The 15,681-nt window shown below is 49.2% G+C and carries 12 protein-coding genes; 6 read left to right on the top strand and 6 right to left on the bottom strand.

Annotated features, from left to right (window positions below):
• Positions 1-57: 57 nt before the first annotated feature.
• Entirely contained in the window at positions 58-522 is a 465-nt protein-coding gene (locus tag ATB1_RS19810) for a hypothetical protein (RefSeq protein ID WP_052367822.1), read from the top strand.
• 364 nt (positions 523-886) lie between these two features.
• Positions 887-1,927, top strand: a complete 1,041-nt coding sequence (locus ATB1_RS21460; RefSeq protein WP_128081420.1) for a hypothetical protein — start codon at positions 887-889, stop codon at positions 1,925-1,927.
• Here ATB1_RS21460 and ATB1_RS06775 read toward each other — a convergent pair.
• Positions 1,917-3,116: a tyrosine-type recombinase/integrase gene (locus tag ATB1_RS06775; RefSeq protein WP_042662829.1), complete on the bottom strand. Its 1,200-nt coding sequence runs from the start codon at positions 3,114-3,116 to the stop codon at positions 1,917-1,919. The genes ATB1_RS21460 and ATB1_RS06775 overlap by 11 nt on opposite strands.
• Before the next feature lie 411 nt (positions 3,117-3,527).
• Positions 3,528-4,361, bottom strand: a complete 834-nt coding sequence (proB, locus tag ATB1_RS06770; protein ID WP_042662902.1) for a glutamate 5-kinase — start codon at positions 4,359-4,361, stop codon at positions 3,528-3,530.
• A 375-nt stretch (positions 4,362-4,736) separates the two neighbouring features.
• Between proB and ATB1_RS24520 the strand changes: the two genes are divergently transcribed.
• Positions 4,737-5,117: a dihydropteroate synthase gene (locus ATB1_RS24520; protein WP_082256309.1), complete on the top strand. Its 381-nt coding sequence runs from the start codon at positions 4,737-4,739 to the stop codon at positions 5,115-5,117.
• A 107-nt stretch (positions 5,118-5,224) separates the two neighbouring features.
• Here the strand turns inward: ATB1_RS24520 and dapA are convergent, their stop codons facing one another.
• Positions 5,225-6,130 carry a 4-hydroxy-tetrahydrodipicolinate synthase gene (gene dapA / locus ATB1_RS06765; protein ID WP_198526052.1) on the bottom strand — a complete coding sequence of 302 codons (906 nt, stop codon included), beginning with the start codon at positions 6,128-6,130 and terminating at the stop codon, positions 5,225-5,227.
• A 156-nt stretch (positions 6,131-6,286) separates the two neighbouring features.
• Positions 6,287-7,801, bottom strand: coding sequence for an aldehyde dehydrogenase (locus tag ATB1_RS06760; RefSeq protein WP_042662827.1), 1,515 nt, complete (start codon positions 7,799-7,801; stop codon positions 6,287-6,289).
• A gap of 1,111 nt (positions 7,802-8,912) precedes the next feature.
• Between ATB1_RS06760 and ATB1_RS06755 the strand changes: the two genes are divergently transcribed.
• The 3 genes from ATB1_RS06755 (at position 8,913) to ilvA (ending at position 13,735) form a co-directional block, all read left to right on the top strand.
• Positions 8,913-10,376: a sodium/proline symporter gene (locus ATB1_RS06755; protein WP_042662898.1), complete on the top strand. Its 1,464-nt coding sequence runs from the start codon at positions 8,913-8,915 to the stop codon at positions 10,374-10,376.
• A gap of 563 nt (positions 10,377-10,939) precedes the next feature.
• Entirely contained in the window at positions 10,940-12,148 is a 1,209-nt protein-coding gene (locus tag ATB1_RS20435; RefSeq protein WP_042662826.1) for an FAD-dependent oxidoreductase, read from the top strand.
• Positions 12,149-12,517: 369 nt separating this feature from the next.
• On the top strand, positions 12,518-13,735 hold the full coding sequence (gene ilvA / locus ATB1_RS06745) for a threonine ammonia-lyase (protein ID WP_042662824.1): 1,218 nt from the start codon (positions 12,518-12,520) through the stop codon (positions 13,733-13,735).
• A gap of 133 nt (positions 13,736-13,868) precedes the next feature.
• Here ilvA and ATB1_RS06740 read toward each other — a convergent pair whose 3' ends face one another.
• Both ATB1_RS06740 and ATB1_RS06735 read right to left on the bottom strand, forming a co-directional pair.
• Positions 13,869-14,180: a hypothetical protein gene (locus ATB1_RS06740; RefSeq protein WP_198526051.1), complete on the bottom strand. Its 312-nt coding sequence runs from the start codon at positions 14,178-14,180 to the stop codon at positions 13,869-13,871.
• A gap of 29 nt (positions 14,181-14,209) precedes the next feature.
• Entirely contained in the window at positions 14,210-15,670 is a 1,461-nt protein-coding gene (locus tag ATB1_RS06735; protein ID WP_082256308.1) for a sodium-dependent transporter, read from the bottom strand.
• Positions 15,671-15,681: the final 11 nt, after the last annotated feature.

The following is a 15,681-nucleotide window of genomic DNA, read 5'->3' as shown; positions in this document are numbered from 1 at the left end:
TGCGATTATTCCCCTAGAGCGAATTCAGACAGAAAACTCCACGCTTGAGGAATATCTATGAGTGACGAAGACCACCAACCTGAGCTCTTGTTACTTCACGAAGCAGGTGGTGAAATCGAAGGGCGTGGTAAGTACCACAAGCTTTTGGACCGGTATCGACGGGAATCCGATGAGACGAGTGTCGAGCATATCCTCAAGGAACGGGGCCCGTTTGATGAGGGTTTATCGAGGTCAATTAAGCGATATCTCGATTTGGGGTTAGTTGAAACGGACGAGGAAGGCTTGTCACGTGATGTTTCAGAGACCGAGAAAGGTGACCGATACATGAGCGGGTTCGAGCGAACGAAGCTCTACCTAGATAACTCATTCAAAGCTACACGAGACCGGGCACGCAATGTGATTTCCGAATTTGGCGACATGAGCATGAACCAGATGGTCCAAGAACAAGATGTTCAGGAAGACAAACAGCGGCCCCTTGGGACACGGCTATCCACTGAGTATGAATTAGGTGATGAGGAGTGACTATCTGTAGTAAAATGTGGCTCTATTGATACCCTCACGACTGCGGTGAGTCATGCTTGTTAATATTCATTTGATGGCAAGACGCTTGTTAGTGAATGTAGTATGGTCCGTTCCGGTTAGGAAATATTTGTTTGACCCATCTATTAGCGCCATTAAGTAAGGAAATATACCACTGTAGAGGACGTCTCAAGGAAATGAATTTTATTCATGTTGAAATAATCGAACTAATAGAATGGGAGTGCGCTCAAACATTGACAGAGTGTTAAGATATACGTTTAAGTGGTCGAGACAAGCTGTAAGTGTCGGAATCCGGCTTCTAATACTCTCTGTAGGTGTTTTCATTCTTTCAGCCCTTGTCTTTTTATTGGCATCTTCACTCGGTGAGATTGGTGTCTTGCTTTCGATTATTGAATCGTCTCTTGTGTTGCTCGTTGTCGTTGCTGGGACCACTGTAATCTTCAAATTACTTGACGCTATTGGTGGTTTGTCAGGCTTTGACCCCTTTGACAAATTCTATTTGGTCGATCTTGCTCTTGGCTTGGTCTTTGTTGGGGCCGGAGGGTGGGCGATGATGCTTGAATTTCCGACGCTGGGTAGTGTGAGTCTAAGTAACGTAGATGAACAAACACTACTCATCCGGCCATTCCTGTTCTTGGCGGTTTCAGGTGCCTATACCCTCATATCTGGAGTATTTCTAAATGGATTGAGTCGTATTCTTCTCCAAGTCATTCATATTCGCGATCGTCTTGAGATGTACTGGCAAGAAATTCGCTGGATCTATGATTCTTTATTACTTCTTCGGTCGCTTCAGGTGTGGCGCCGAATCAAATTGCTGAGCGAGTCGGAGGAAATTTCTAGGGCTCGTGCTCTAGGTCGTGTTTTTCTTTTTGGGATACAATTAGTAGAGCCAAGTAGCGGAGAAGTACCTTCGGGGTTGAAAACAAGCGATTCTAGAGGAGGATCTCAACTGCGAAGCCGAGAAGATATATTGTCGGAACACCAGTATGCACTATTTACTTATGTGGTTGTCGGAATTGCGGGGCTCGGGCTTCTTACTTGGGCGCATTTTCGATTTGGGAAGAGCGAGGAGGCGAGACTTATTATTGGGATCGGAGCTTTGGCTCTCGGTTTACTCGGATATGGGATTATCCCTGCATATCTCAAAGATTACCAAACGATTAGAACCAAGTTTGATTTCCGACACCCTGGTCGAATCACTGTGGTTTTGTGCATATTTATCCCGACCTTTGTTTTTATATCTTCGACACATCTGCAAAATTTCCAGACTAGCTGGGCCTTGTTCGGCTTTTTATCTCTATTTATTAATGTATCAAACTTTGCCATCTATCTCCTTCGACGTCCTGATTTCTCAATTCCAGTGTTCAAAATACACTCTAACAACTAAACGCCGCTTCCAACTTCTCATACATCCGCCTACGCCGAGCCTTCCGCTCTTGCTCTCTTGACAGGTAGTTCCGAAGTACAACCTCCGTCGACGAACTCCCCTGATCTTCAGCAACTCCCTCTAATCCTTCAAGAACTTCCCCAACAGCTTCCTGATACGCCGAGTACCAGAACCGCCGCCCCATCTTGGGCGTAGGTGTACCACCATCGACAACCACCTCTGCACGGTCAGCAAGTTGCTTGAATCGACGACGAACCGTACTCACCGACACGTGACCCGTCGACGACGACCGAGAGGGGAACAGATACCCGTTCCACGTCTCACGGTCGGTAAGCGCATCGATCCGGTCAGCGACGACGTCCACGCCATACAACAGCGTCACTTCACCAGGGCCGTTCTTTCGCTCTCCATCACCGAACGACAGATGCGGGTCTTCAGCATCCAATACCACCTGGTCTACGTGCAATGCGGCAACCTCCGAAGGTCGTAGCCCCCACCCAGCAAGCCCAACGACGAGCAACTCCGCTTCGGGCGAATCGACCTCACTGTAGACACGTTGCACCTGCGACGCCGATAACGCCTGTGGGTCGAGCTCACTGGCTTCCCATCCGAACTCCTCACCCGCCTCGGCGAGTGGATTGTACTTCGCGTACTTCCGGCGCTTCACGAATGCGTACCACGCTCTGGCGACGTGCAGGTACTCGAGCTTCGACCGGTCCGTCGATAGCTCCTCGTCGAACACGTCGAGGACGGCAAGACACCGTTCTATCTCTCGCGGCTGCTGGTCTAACTCAGTCAGCGGTTCGAGCAACGCACTAGTCCCGTGCAGTTCTCGATACGTCCGAACCCACTTCGACAACCGTGTCCGGTGGGTCTCGACGGTACTCTTTGCTCGTCCACCACGGGTTTCTATCGATGTGAGGTACGCTTCGAGCGCGTTCACCGTGTCGTCGTGGTCAATGTTCCACTCCCATTCGTCCGAATCCTCGTCTTCGAGGCCGACGACGTCGACGAAGAATTGCATGGGCGTCAGGTCGTGATGCTCGCGGAGCGCGTACGCAATCCCACTGTATCCGTGTTCAGTGAGCCACTCGTAGGTCGGGACGTCGCGGTCCTCGTCGAACCCGCCGCGATATCGTTTCGGCGCGATGTCTTGCCAGTAGACGTCGACAAGTTCGTCGAGGGTCATTTGTGACCACTTGTAGCGGCGCTCTCTCGTCCCTTCGTCTGAAACTGTCTCTTCAACGCTCGAACCCTTGGAGTCAGTTTCCGAATTCACGCCTGCTCACCGGGGAGTAACCTGATCGCTCCGTATTGGGGTGATTCTGAATGTGAGATTTTCATTACTCACCGACTTTCTCACAGTGAGTTAATACTTCGGCTTGTGCGGGAGTGGAGTTTACACAACTGCAATTAGTAAATTAGCGGCCTGAGCGTGCAAATCAGTAGTATATCACATGGCGCTATACCGAATTGAGCGGAGGGGTAGTCCACAATCTCGGAGAATCGACATCAATCGTGGCGTGTTCATCGTCAGAGAGTTTTGCAACCTCAAAGTGCAGCTGTCTGGGCCTCTTGTACTTTGACTTCTGCTGTTTTCTTAGTGATCGGCGACTCCATTTACCGGAACAAATATTGTGCCAACCGATTCACCAGCGGCGATTTTTTCGAGGACGCTCTCTTCGGTGGACTTCGCGATGATTGCCGGGATTCCGTGTTCGCTCACATCACGTGCACCCTGAACTTTCGTCTGGATACCGCCGAACTTGTTCGTTGAACTCTCGTTGGTAATCGCCAGCACGTCATCGTAATTCTGACCGACAGATTCAATCCGCTCTGCGGTAGAATCTACCTTTGGGTTACCAGTATAGACGCCTCCGACGTCCGTTAGCGTGACAAGTAAGTCGACGTCAATGTCGATTGCGATTGACGACGAGAGCATGTCGTTGTCACCGATTTGAATCTCCTCAGTTGCAACAGCATCATTCTCATTGATAATAGGGATGACATTCCATCCAAGGAGTGTCTCGATTGTATTACAAATGTTAGTAAATCGCTTTGGCTTATCGAGATCATGCTGAGTCAACAGTAACTGCGCAATTTTCTGGTCGTGGCGCCCGAAGCTCTCCGTGAACCACCGCATGAGATAACTCTGCCCGACCGTTGACAGCGCTTGAGCCTGTTCAACGTTCGTTTCGGAATATCCCACTCTACCTTTTCCAGCACCAATCGCACCCGACGAGACGAGGATTACGTCCTTATCTCGCTTACGAAGACTGACAATGTCGTCAACAAGCTTGTCGAGTTTCCTGTCGTCTAGGTTCGATTGTTCGTCGGTGAGTGAGTTCGTCCCTGCCTTAACGATTACACGGTCAGCGTCTGCTGCAAGCCGTCTTGCTTGATTAACTTCTTTTTCTTGTCGTACGTCACTCATCATTGTGTTCGTGTGCTAGTTCCTCTGCTCGGTGTTCAGACGCTATTACTCCATTGATGACCGTCTCGTTTGCATGACTATTCCACAAAACATCTATCCCTTCCATTGTTACCTCTAGCAATGAGAAAATCTTGTTAGTGTATCGCCCCGTCCCAGACAGGCTCGAAGTAAGGTACCCCCCATGTGCGGCATCCGATAACAGTTTCACTAGTCATCTTATGGAATATGAGAACAAGCAACTATAAATGGATACCTGTTGGCGCAATCAAATTCTCTTGTTCTTCGCTCAGGCTCGTCTCCTCTCCCGGAACGAATTAGTAATCAAACTCGCGTAACCGAGTTCTCTGGACCGGACCCACACCATGTGCTTTCAGCATCTCAACGCGCTCTCAATATCTGTTCGGAATAAGCCTTACGAGCAATTTCAGAGAAAGTACTACTTGCAGAACGCGCGGGTATAATCGCGAGCAGATTATCGTTGACCCCGTGTTTGGGTTCGGAAAGGGGCCTGCACAGTATTTTGAACTCATTGATAGACTCGAAGAGTTTCAAGCTCTCGACTGTCCAGTCATGGTGGAGCACTCACAGAAATCGATGTTCGAAATTATCGACAATCAGGGCCCCGATTGGCTTTTCCCAGCCCTATCGGTGACAACCATGGCAGTAGAACGTAGTGCAAACATTATTCGAGTTCATGATGTGCCAGAAAACGCAACAATCCTCCAAACAGTCGAAACAGCACGACGCAGGCAGTAATGTGAAACTCCAACGGTTATAGAGTGGTTCAGACTAGCTGACCCCGGAAAAATACAAACGATTGAAGAAAACTATCCATCACAGTCGCAATTACGGGACCGAGAGCTCTATCCTGATTGATATGCTTGTAGAGCGTCCCGAATCACCGTCTTTTGCTCATCATTTAGTGGATATTGGGGTTTGCGGACATGAGGTTCGAGGAAGCCAAGCAAACTCATCATGTATTTCACAGTTATCGATGGGTGTTCGGTCATTAATTCCCGCTCGAGTGCCACAATCTTATGATGCTTTTCGAATGCCTCAGAATAGTTCTCTTCTTTTGCGTTTTCTAGGATGAATTTCACATCTTCAGGGAAAATGTTCGAACCCAGACCGATAATTCCGGTACACCCAACGCTGACAGCGGGGAGTAATAGCGAGTCCCATCCAGTCATAACATCGAACTCAGTATCGATAGTTCGATTGCAGAGTTCGTTGACTAACTGCATATCACCTGCGGATTCTTTGATGCCGACGATATTCGGGTGTTCTGCGAGTTCGACAATGACATCGGGCGACAGACTAAACCCCATACCATCCGGATGATTATACAGGAGTAACGGGAGGTCTGTCGCATTCGCAACCTCTCGATGGTGCTTGATCAGGCCCTGATCACTGGGTGAACTGTAGTACGGTCCGATGACAAGCGCCCCATCAGCACCGACATCTTCAGCGTGTTGAATAAGTTCGATAGTCTCCTTGGTGGATGGAGATCCGGCACCTGCAATGACTGGTGTAGTTGCCTCTTCAGACACAAATTCAATAATGCGTTTGTGCTCTTCTAGACCAATTGTCGGACGCTCACCGGTAGACCCGCAAGGAACGATTCCATCCACTCCTGCGTGTTCAAGGCGACGAATATTCTCAGCAAATGCATCGTAGTCTACGTTGTCATTCTCGTCGAATGGCGTCACTATCGCTGGGTATACCCCATGGGTCAGCTTCTCCATAGTCGTTACAAAGGTGATCATCATATCGTAAATAAGTATGTGTTGGGTTGTTATTTGCTTCATTTCTCTGGTAGATGGCGAGAGATATGAACCACGCGCTTGAAAATGTGATTAGTGAACAAAAAGAGGTCTGTAGACTGAACTACCAGCCTTCGAGTTCGACGTCAACGGAGATTTATTCTATATTTGAGGCTCATCAAAGTTGATGCCGACCGTTTTTGTTCGTGAGTAGTGTTCAAGGGCCTCCTCTCCGAGGTCATTCCCAAACCCGGAGTCTTTGAAGCCACCAAACGGCGTCTCAGGAAGTATAGGACCGTAACCGTTGATCCAGACACTTCCTGCATCAAGGTCTTTAATCGCGTTCTGCGCAATAGAGTTATTCTCAGTACCGACGCCAGCTGCGAGACCGTACCGGCTATCATTCGCAATTTCAATTGCTTCGTCGTAGGTACTGAACGAGTTAATTGTCTGAACGGGTCCGAAGATTTCTTCCTGAGCGATTCGCATGTCGTTATCGACATCAGCAAACACAGTTGGTTTCCAGAACCAGCCATCAAGGTCGGTTTCGTACGGTTCACCACCGGTGAGCAGCGTTGCACCTTCCTTCTGACCAAGTTCACAGTACCTTTTCATCGACTCGAATTGTTCTTTGTTTGTTAGTGGACCCATCGTGGTTTCGGAATCAAGTGGGTCACCAACTACGTACGACTCTGCCTCCTCGACGAAGCGTTCCGTGAATTCATCGACAATATCCTCGTGAACAATTGCCCGAGACGCCGCTTCGCAGACTTCACCCGTGCTGTAGAAGATGCCAGTACTGAGTGAAGAAATGACTGTGTCGAGATCGGCATCAGGGAATACAATAAATGGTGACTTTCCACCCAGCTCTAGCGACACGGGTGCAATATGATCTGCCGCAGCTTTCATGGCGATTTTGCCGATTTCTACACTCCCTGTAAAGGCGACTTTTCGAACTTTGTCGTGTTCAGAAAGCGCCGCACCGGCTTCACTTCCTTTCCCAGGCAGAACGTTAAGAACGCCATCGGGTAGAATGTCCTTCGAGAGTTGTGCTGCGCGGATTGAAGTGAGTGGGGCGTATCGTGATGGTTTTAACACAGATACGTTCCCGGCAGCAAGCGATGGTCCAATCTTCCAGCCGAATGCCCACATTGGGAAGTTCCACGGAGTAATTTGTCCAACAACTCCGTATGGCTCTTTCCGGGTGTAAATATTTGCGTCAGTACTCGCCTGAATTTGACGCCCTCCGTGGGTTCGAATGATGGATGCATAATACTCTATTGTGTCAATACCGCCCTGTACTTCCCAGCGCGCATCATTAAGCGGTTTCCCGGTATCGATCGCCTCTAGAAGAGTTAACTCATTTTCATGTTCGCGTAGAACATCGACCCATTCTAAGAGACATTTTGCTCGCTCAGTTTGCGTTGTCTCTTTCCACTGAGACTCAAACGCCGACCATCCTGCGTTAACCGCAACATCAACTTCAGCGGAGCCACATTGAGTAACCTCCGTAATTGGCTTGTCCACAGCTGGGTCGAGGGTTCTAAACGTGTTTTTACTGTCCGCCTCTACCGACTCTCCATCGATCCAAGCCTCAAACTCGAGCTCTTCAACGATGTCATTAATCGCGTCTTCGTGCGAAGTTAACTCTTCGAGTGACGCATTTGTAGTCGCCATATTACGGTAGAAAAGTCACACCAACTTTATAGTTTCGGAATGTTGCTTGTCACCGCCTTTCGGGGAACGCTATCTGGCAAGTCAGTCGGATGTGGTGGCTACTGTCGCTAGTAAAACGTAGAATATCTTGATTATCAGAATTTATCTGGACCGTGTTCTACGGTAGTTCTGACGAGCCGAATCAGTTTGAACTTTTGATTCATATAAAAATAATTATGAGAACTGGCAAATTAAAATGACATGTAGTTATAAACACTTTGATTTTGGAAATTAGGAAAGTGGTGCGGCAAAAATCTGAGATCGTTGTTACGTTAGTGCCAGAGTTATTCCTTACACTACTAGGTGTGTAATAGAAAATCCGGTGTACATTACAATCATATTTCCGTAATTCTAGTGTGGTGAATAGGAATTAGCCATGGAAGAAAATTTAGTCCATAGCCTATAGCTGTGCAACTTTATCACGCCCTGAATCAACCCACAAAGAACGACAGCGCAAAATTGCTTATAAAACTCTCTATAATAGAAAACAACATTGTATCTCCAGATATTTTCTTGTCGTGCACATACCTACATGAAGTCGTGAAGTCTCAGCTGTTGTTCTCAGTTCCATACTGCCACATTACGTTGAATCGGTGAACTTGCGGTCGACACGCTATACCAACGTCCATAGGAGAAGTAGACGTCGCGTCAATGTGTGAATCGATACGGCAACACGTGGAAGTACTAATACACTAGTTTTTGGGTACACAGATTAGCGAAGCTCGAATTGCAGGGAGGTGGTTGACATCAATGCAGACAAAGCAGATAGTAGAGTAATCATTAGATATATATACTAGACTACCATGTGTGAGAATGCCGTGTCACATGATAGCTACTCGGATGGCCTCGAGAACGAATTTCCATGGAAAGTATTGGGTGTAAACATACTAGTGTGGTTGCTACCAGTAGGAGTGTACGGCGTCTTCATGCAACTCCCGACTAGATCGTCAGGGGTAGTTCCGATGCTACTCCTACTGGCGCTCACTTGCCTGGTACCAGTTACTGCACTCGCTCTCTACTTAATCGATAAACGTCGTGCAAACGGCTACATCGCTGTGTGGGGGTACAGATAATGGTTTCACTATCGCTTATGGTCGTCTCAGTGTACATAGTTGGGCTCCTCGGTATCGGGGTCTACTTCTATGTCACTAGTGAAACGGAACGAATATCCGATTTCATGTTGGGTGGTCGAGATGTAGGAGTGACACAGATTGCAATTTCAGATGCGTCCTCACTCCAAAGTGGATTCGTTCTGTTAGCGTGGGTCGGAGTAGGGTATACAACTGGGCTATCTGGGTTATGGTACGCAGTCCCGATTACATTTGTGCACCTCTTTGTGTACCGATTTATCGGGTCTAAATTCCGACGGCAATCGGAAGAGTTGGATAGCCAAACGGTCCTAGACCACCTGTCACTGTACTTCAAGCATAACCGATTGAGCAGTTGGATCCGAACCATGGGTGTACTCGCAATTGCAATATTCATGACCGTATACATCGGTGCACAGATTATTGCGGTTGGCGAGACAGTAAATACGCTATACGGAATCAACTACAACATCGGTATTGTGATCGGTGGAGCACTGGTGTTAGCGTACGTCTTGCTAGGAGGATTTGATGCATCAGTTTGGACAGACTTTATTCAGGGTATGCTTGCCATCGTGGCAGTCGTGGTGCTGCCAATCATCATGATCATGCATATCGGTGGGTTCTCTGCGTTTATTTCTGAGGCCCAAGCAATCGACCCGACGTTGGTTTCCGCCAATCCGGGCCTCGGTCTATCAGAGTTCCTTCTATTTGCACTCACGTGGTACGGATTTGCACTCGGACTTCTCGGTCAGCCCCACGGATTGATGCGCTTGCAAGCAATCAACTCTGAGCGGAATATTAGCGCTGCATCAGTAACTGCGGTAACGTGGATGACGATCTCGTTCATTGGTCCGCTCTTCATCGGTGTTGCGGGTCGGATAATCTTTGGAGATGTGGGTAACCCAGAAACGGTCGGGCTAGTAGCTATGCAAGGTATGTTCCCCGATGTGATTGGTGGCATCCTTGTTGCTGGGATTCTGGGAGTAATCCTGTCTACGACTGATTCGATGATGCTCGTTGTTTCAGCTGACTTCACGAGCTACTACAGGAACGTTCTCAACCCTGGCGTTAGTGAGAAAAAGCTGATTTACCTAGGCCGAGTTGTGGTGACGGTCGTTGCCACGATCGGTGTCGCCCTTGCGTATGTGAATTCATCGACGATCTTCGCTGTCATTCAATTTGCATACATGGGTCTCGCTGCAGCCTTCGGAATCCCACTTGTCGCTACTCTCTGGTGGAATAAAACCACTAGTGAAGCGGTATTCGCGACGATTCTCATCGGAATAATGAGTACCGTGGCAAACAAGTTGCTCTTCCCAGATTACTTCCCGATTTTCTCGCTGCTGGCAACTGTGGCTACCATGATCGTCGTTGGCTACCTATCTCATGAGAACGGTGTGCTAAGTATTAGCTCCACTTCAGACAGAGAAGTGAGCGTAAATGACTAACCAACATCAGTACCCAACAAACCACGCTTGATGCGGCAACGTCGACGGTGACCCAAGGTACGAGTGGATATACTAGTTAGCTACCTTGTGAACTACCCTCCTTACTCTACGCCTGGCCTCGATTTGGAGATCCTGGCCCCAAAAACACACTTCATCAAGGGGGCGATAACTCTAGCTCGTACGCGCGCGTGCTGAGGTGTTGACTCTGACTGGGTTTCGCCAACTGATTTCGTGCCATGAGGGTGAAGGGTTGTTCGACGCTGCGTTTTATCCCCTAGTTGGAGTAAGGCCATAGTACTGACTCCCGTGGTCCCATGTGGCCTGTCCGCTGACTTCACACTCGTGTACTCCAAGGTATTAACAAGATGTCGTGATGTTTTGTTGGAGGTAACATGGTGCACACCTACTTGTCGCCATTTTCCAGTCGTTTGCCCTGTGCTGTTTTCGCGGGGGGACGCACGTCGCTCGCTGAGAACGGAACTTAGTATTTCCGTGAAACTATCATCTCAAGAATCTACATCAATAAGCAAAACAAATATATACGCCTACCCATAACATTGGGTATGGCTCGCTATGACATAGCCATCGTTGGTGGAGGCATCTACGGCTGTTCAGTTGCCAAACACTTGTCAGAAAAATCTGACAAGTCGATTTGTGTAATCGAAAAAGAGTACCATGTTGGCTCTCACCAGAGTGGTCGGAACTCCGGAGTTCTCACGCCAGGTATTGTGCTTGACTTTGAAGAAAACCCGCGTATGGGTCATTTCGCAGAAAAAGGTTTGAGAGATATCCAAGAGTACTGCCGTCAAAATAATATCCATTACAAGGATTACGGCCTGCTGGTTGTTGCGAAGAACGACGAAGAGGAGAGACGGCTCGAAGAGATAAGGGATAGAAAGTCTCAGCACGGCATCGAAAAACAACTCCTTACTGGAAGTGAGCTCGCGGAAAAAGAACCCCATATTGATGGACAAGCGGCGCTGTTCGCCCCAGAATCCGGGGCTGTTGACTCTTTGCCGATTGTCCATAGTTTAGCTAGTGAAGCGATGGGGAATGGCGTTGATTTCTTCCTAGGATATAACGTAAACGAGATCGATAATGAATCGGATTTGATACGGGTTGAGACCAACAAGGGAGTTATTGAATCCAGCTATCTAGTGAATACGACTGGAGCTCATGCTGCTAAACTCGCTCGAGAGATGGGTGTGATTGGTAATCAGTATCAGGCACTTCCGTTGCGAGGTCAGTATTATGAACTCAAACCGGACAAACGTGATTTGATACAGACAGACGTGTACCCCACTCCAAGACCTGATCGTATCGAGGACGTTGGAATCCACTTCACTCGGCGTCCAGATAACAAGGTAATTATCGGGCCTACTGGCATGCTTGCCCTCGGTCCGGAGACATATGGAAAAACGGAAGTCAATTTCGAGAAGATTGCGGACACAATATCTTCGAGTAACTTCTGGAAATTTATGAGCTCTAAGGAAGCAATGAAGTCCGCATGGGACAATGTGAATATGGTATACAGTAAGTCTAAATTCGTATCTGAATGCCAGCGCCTTCTCCCAGAAGTCACTGAAGATGATCTGGTTGAGAGTTATGTTGGAATAATTAATTATCTAATAGACGATAACGGAAAACAAATCAAAGACCCCGTGTTTGAGTTCGGTGAACGCTCTGCACATATACTCATGGTGTTGCCCGGAGTCACCTCTTCAATTTCGATTGGAGATTACATGGCTGATGAGATCCTACAACGGTGTTAATTGGTTTACACTACTACAATGATGGGAGATAGCGAATTGCCCCGTTAACTAAGTTCCAGAGGTGTGTGTAACAAAGTACAAACGAACGGTCGCTAACCCAACCAACAGATAGAACGGCAGGGGTAAACAGAAATGATGTGCGTCGAAGGGTGTTGTTGGAGACATCTGTGAAAGGGTGAGCTTTAGAACGCACCCAGTCTGACGGTCATGAATCGACAGCCCATCTACTTATCAGAGAAGCTTATTCCCTGTCTCTTGAACACAAATATCGAATCGACATGGAGAAGTCATTACCCACAAATATATGAAGAGCGACAGAGATTATCATTCAAGCAAGGCTGGTCACCAGCCTAGCTAATAGTTAGAGCTATGAGTGTATCACTATCGGAGATTCAAAAAGCAGAATCGAACCTCGACGACGAGTCAGTAGTCCGTCGAACACCCATCGAGACAAGCCGCTCCTTGGAAGCTGAAACAGATGCGGTGGTCCGGTTGAAGATGGAACATCTACAACGGACAGGGTCGTTCAAGACCAGAGGTGCGTATAATAAACTCAAAAATGCCGTTGAACAGGGCAGTTCAGCAACACAGGTGGTGGCTGCTAGTGCTGGCAACCATGCACAAGGTGTTGCCCTCGCTGCCACAAAGACAGGGTTCGATGCAACGATTGTCATGCCAAAGAACGCGCCCCAGACGAAGATCGATGCAACTGCCGGCTACGGGGCTAGTGTAGAACTCCACGGGCATACATTTCAAAAAGCAATGAGTCACGCCAAATCGATCACCGGGGATCAATCGCTGTTTGTTCACGCGTATGATGACCCCGAAATCGTTGCAGGACAAGGCACAATAGGATTAGAAGTCCTTGAACAGGTGCCAGGGGTCGATACAGTCGTAATTCCTATCGGAGGCGGTGGACTCATCGCGGGAGTTGCGACTGCAATTGGCGAACTCTCACCAGAAACACGCATCGTCGGTGTCCAAGTGACTGGTGCAGCGACAGTACCTCAAAGTCTTCAAAAAGGTGGTCCCCAGACAATCGAGGACGTACAGACAATCGCAGATGGGATTGCAACAGGAGGGATCTCAGAGTTAACGTACGAGAAGATTAATAAGTACGTTGACGAAGTTGTTACTGTCAATGATACTCAGGTTGCCGAGAGTATTCTATTCATGTTAGAGCGTACAAAGCAGATGGTAGAAGGCGCTGGTGCCACGTCTATCGCCGCGATACGTAGTGACGACCTTGATGTGGCGGGTGAGACAGTCGTTCCAATACTTAGTGGAGGTAATCTTAGTATGACCGATCTACAAACAGTACTGACACACGGTCTCACATACCGAAACCAACTGGTTCAGCTTCGAGTGCATATCCTCGACGAACCAGGAAAAATGGAGAATATTTCGAATATAATCGCTAACCACGGCGCAAACATTCGAGACGTGCGCCACGTGCGATCGGTTGATGACTTGTGCGTTGGAGAAGCCTATCTCGACTTTAAAATCGAGACGAGCGGCCCAAACCAGACGGACCGCATTATGGAGTCGGTTCGTGACGCGGGCTATGAGATACAAAAAAATAGCTGACGTCACTGGGACAGGAGGTCATAGAAAACTCCTCACACCGTGATCACCCCCAAATTGCCTCCACGTTCGTAGTTAGTGGTTGCGACGAGAGGCTCAAACACAGAGCGAGGAACACGCACGGTGGGAGTGGACGTCAGTTGTCCGTCGATTCCTCCCCGATCGTTTCGAAAGACTCGATTTCTGCGTCCGTCCAATCATAGAACGACGCATCGTTCTCTCGGAGAATCTCGACACACTCGTCGTGGCGATAGACCGCCTCTCCATGGTAGGGGTCAGCAGGGTTGGCATCTATCCAATTCCTGAGTTCCCGCAGGGCGGTCGGGGAGTAGGTGTCAATCGTTCCCTGACGCTCGATGAGCTTGACCTTCCGATCCTCGTCAACCAGCGTGCGATACATCGCCCAGCCGCCGACCCCCCAGAGGAAGACGATCGAGCTGAGTATCATGACCCACGTGATTGGTGCTAGTGCCATAATCAGTCACCTCTCGAAACAGGAGATCGTTCGTTTTCAGTACGCATATTCAGCACTTGCGCCAGCCCCAGACTTATAGTAACGATGATTGTCATAAGCGCGAGGCCACCAAACATAAGAGTCTCATTCTCGGACCCAAGGCTCGTCACCGCACCATAAGCTATGATGAAGAGCATCACGGCCGGGATGACGTACTGGACGATCGGGTTCCACCAAGAGCCGATGTAGATATCGGCGTTTCGGTTCAGTTCAAGGACGCGACTACGTTCAGGCTGGAACTTCCACCCCACGAGCGTGATGACAGCCAGAGTAGCAATCGGCAACCCGAAGTTCCCGAACATGTAGTCTAGCGTCCCCAAGATGTCCTGGGAAATCGCGCTCGGGATGCCCAGAAGCCAGATGAGGAAGGCCACGCCCCCGACGGTCTGGTTCCGCGAATAGCCAAACTCCTCGCTGAGAGTGGTCACCATTGGCTCAGTAAGTGCGAACGCAGAGCTGAACGCGGCGAAGAAGAATCCAAAAAAGAACACAATTGCCCACAGGCCGCCGCCCGGCATCTGTGGGAAGACTTCGACCAGCGAGATGAACGCTAGGCTCGTTCCCGCGGTGGGCTCCAGTCCGAAGGCGAATACCACAGGAAAGACCGCGAAAATCGCGAGCAGACCGATGCTGGTATTCCCGACGGCCGTGAACAGCGCCCCGCCGAGTGGCACATCGTCGTGCTTACGCAGATAGCTCCCGAAGGTCAGAGCGACCCCCCATCCGAGTCCGGTGGAGAAAAGCGCCTGACCTAACGCTGCAACCCAGGTCTCGCCACGAAGGAAGTATTCCCAGTCGGGATTGAACGCGAAGGCCAACCCTTCGACGCCGCCTGGAAGGGTCACACCACGGATAGCGACGGCAACGAGCGAGATCGCCATTAGTGGGATCATATACTTCGCCATTCGCTCAACCCCGTCTTTGATCCCGAGAGATAGGACGACGGCTACGCTGATTGCCACCGCTGTGTGGGTTCCAACGGTTAATATAGGTGAGTTGATGAAGTTGTTCCAGAATGGCTCTGGCTGGAACGTGGGGTCCATAAAGGTGAAAAGCACCGAATGGACCGCATAGTACAGGATCTCACCAACGAGTGGGAGGTAGTAAGTCATCAGCGCGAAGTTAACGATAACCACTACGAACCCAAGTCCCCGCAGGGTTTGATTGTCGAATGTCTGTTTGAACGTCCCGATAACGCCTTTCCCGGTGTACCGACCGATCATCGTCTCAGCCATCAAACCAGGGATGGCGATGAGGTACAGTAGAATGATGTAGGCAAGGAGAAACGCACCTCCACCGTTCATTCCGGTCGTATATGGCATCCGCCAGATGTTGCCCGCACCGACCATTGCCCCGATCATCGCCATCATGAACCCGAATCGGGTACCCCACTCCTCACGTGACGTACTTGCTTCTTCTGTCATATGTCACCAAT

The sequence above is a fragment of the Haloferax sp. ATB1 genome (genome assembly GCF_000730175.1).
Note: the sequence above shows the minus strand (reverse complement) of the source record. Positions and strands in the feature narration are given on the sequence as shown.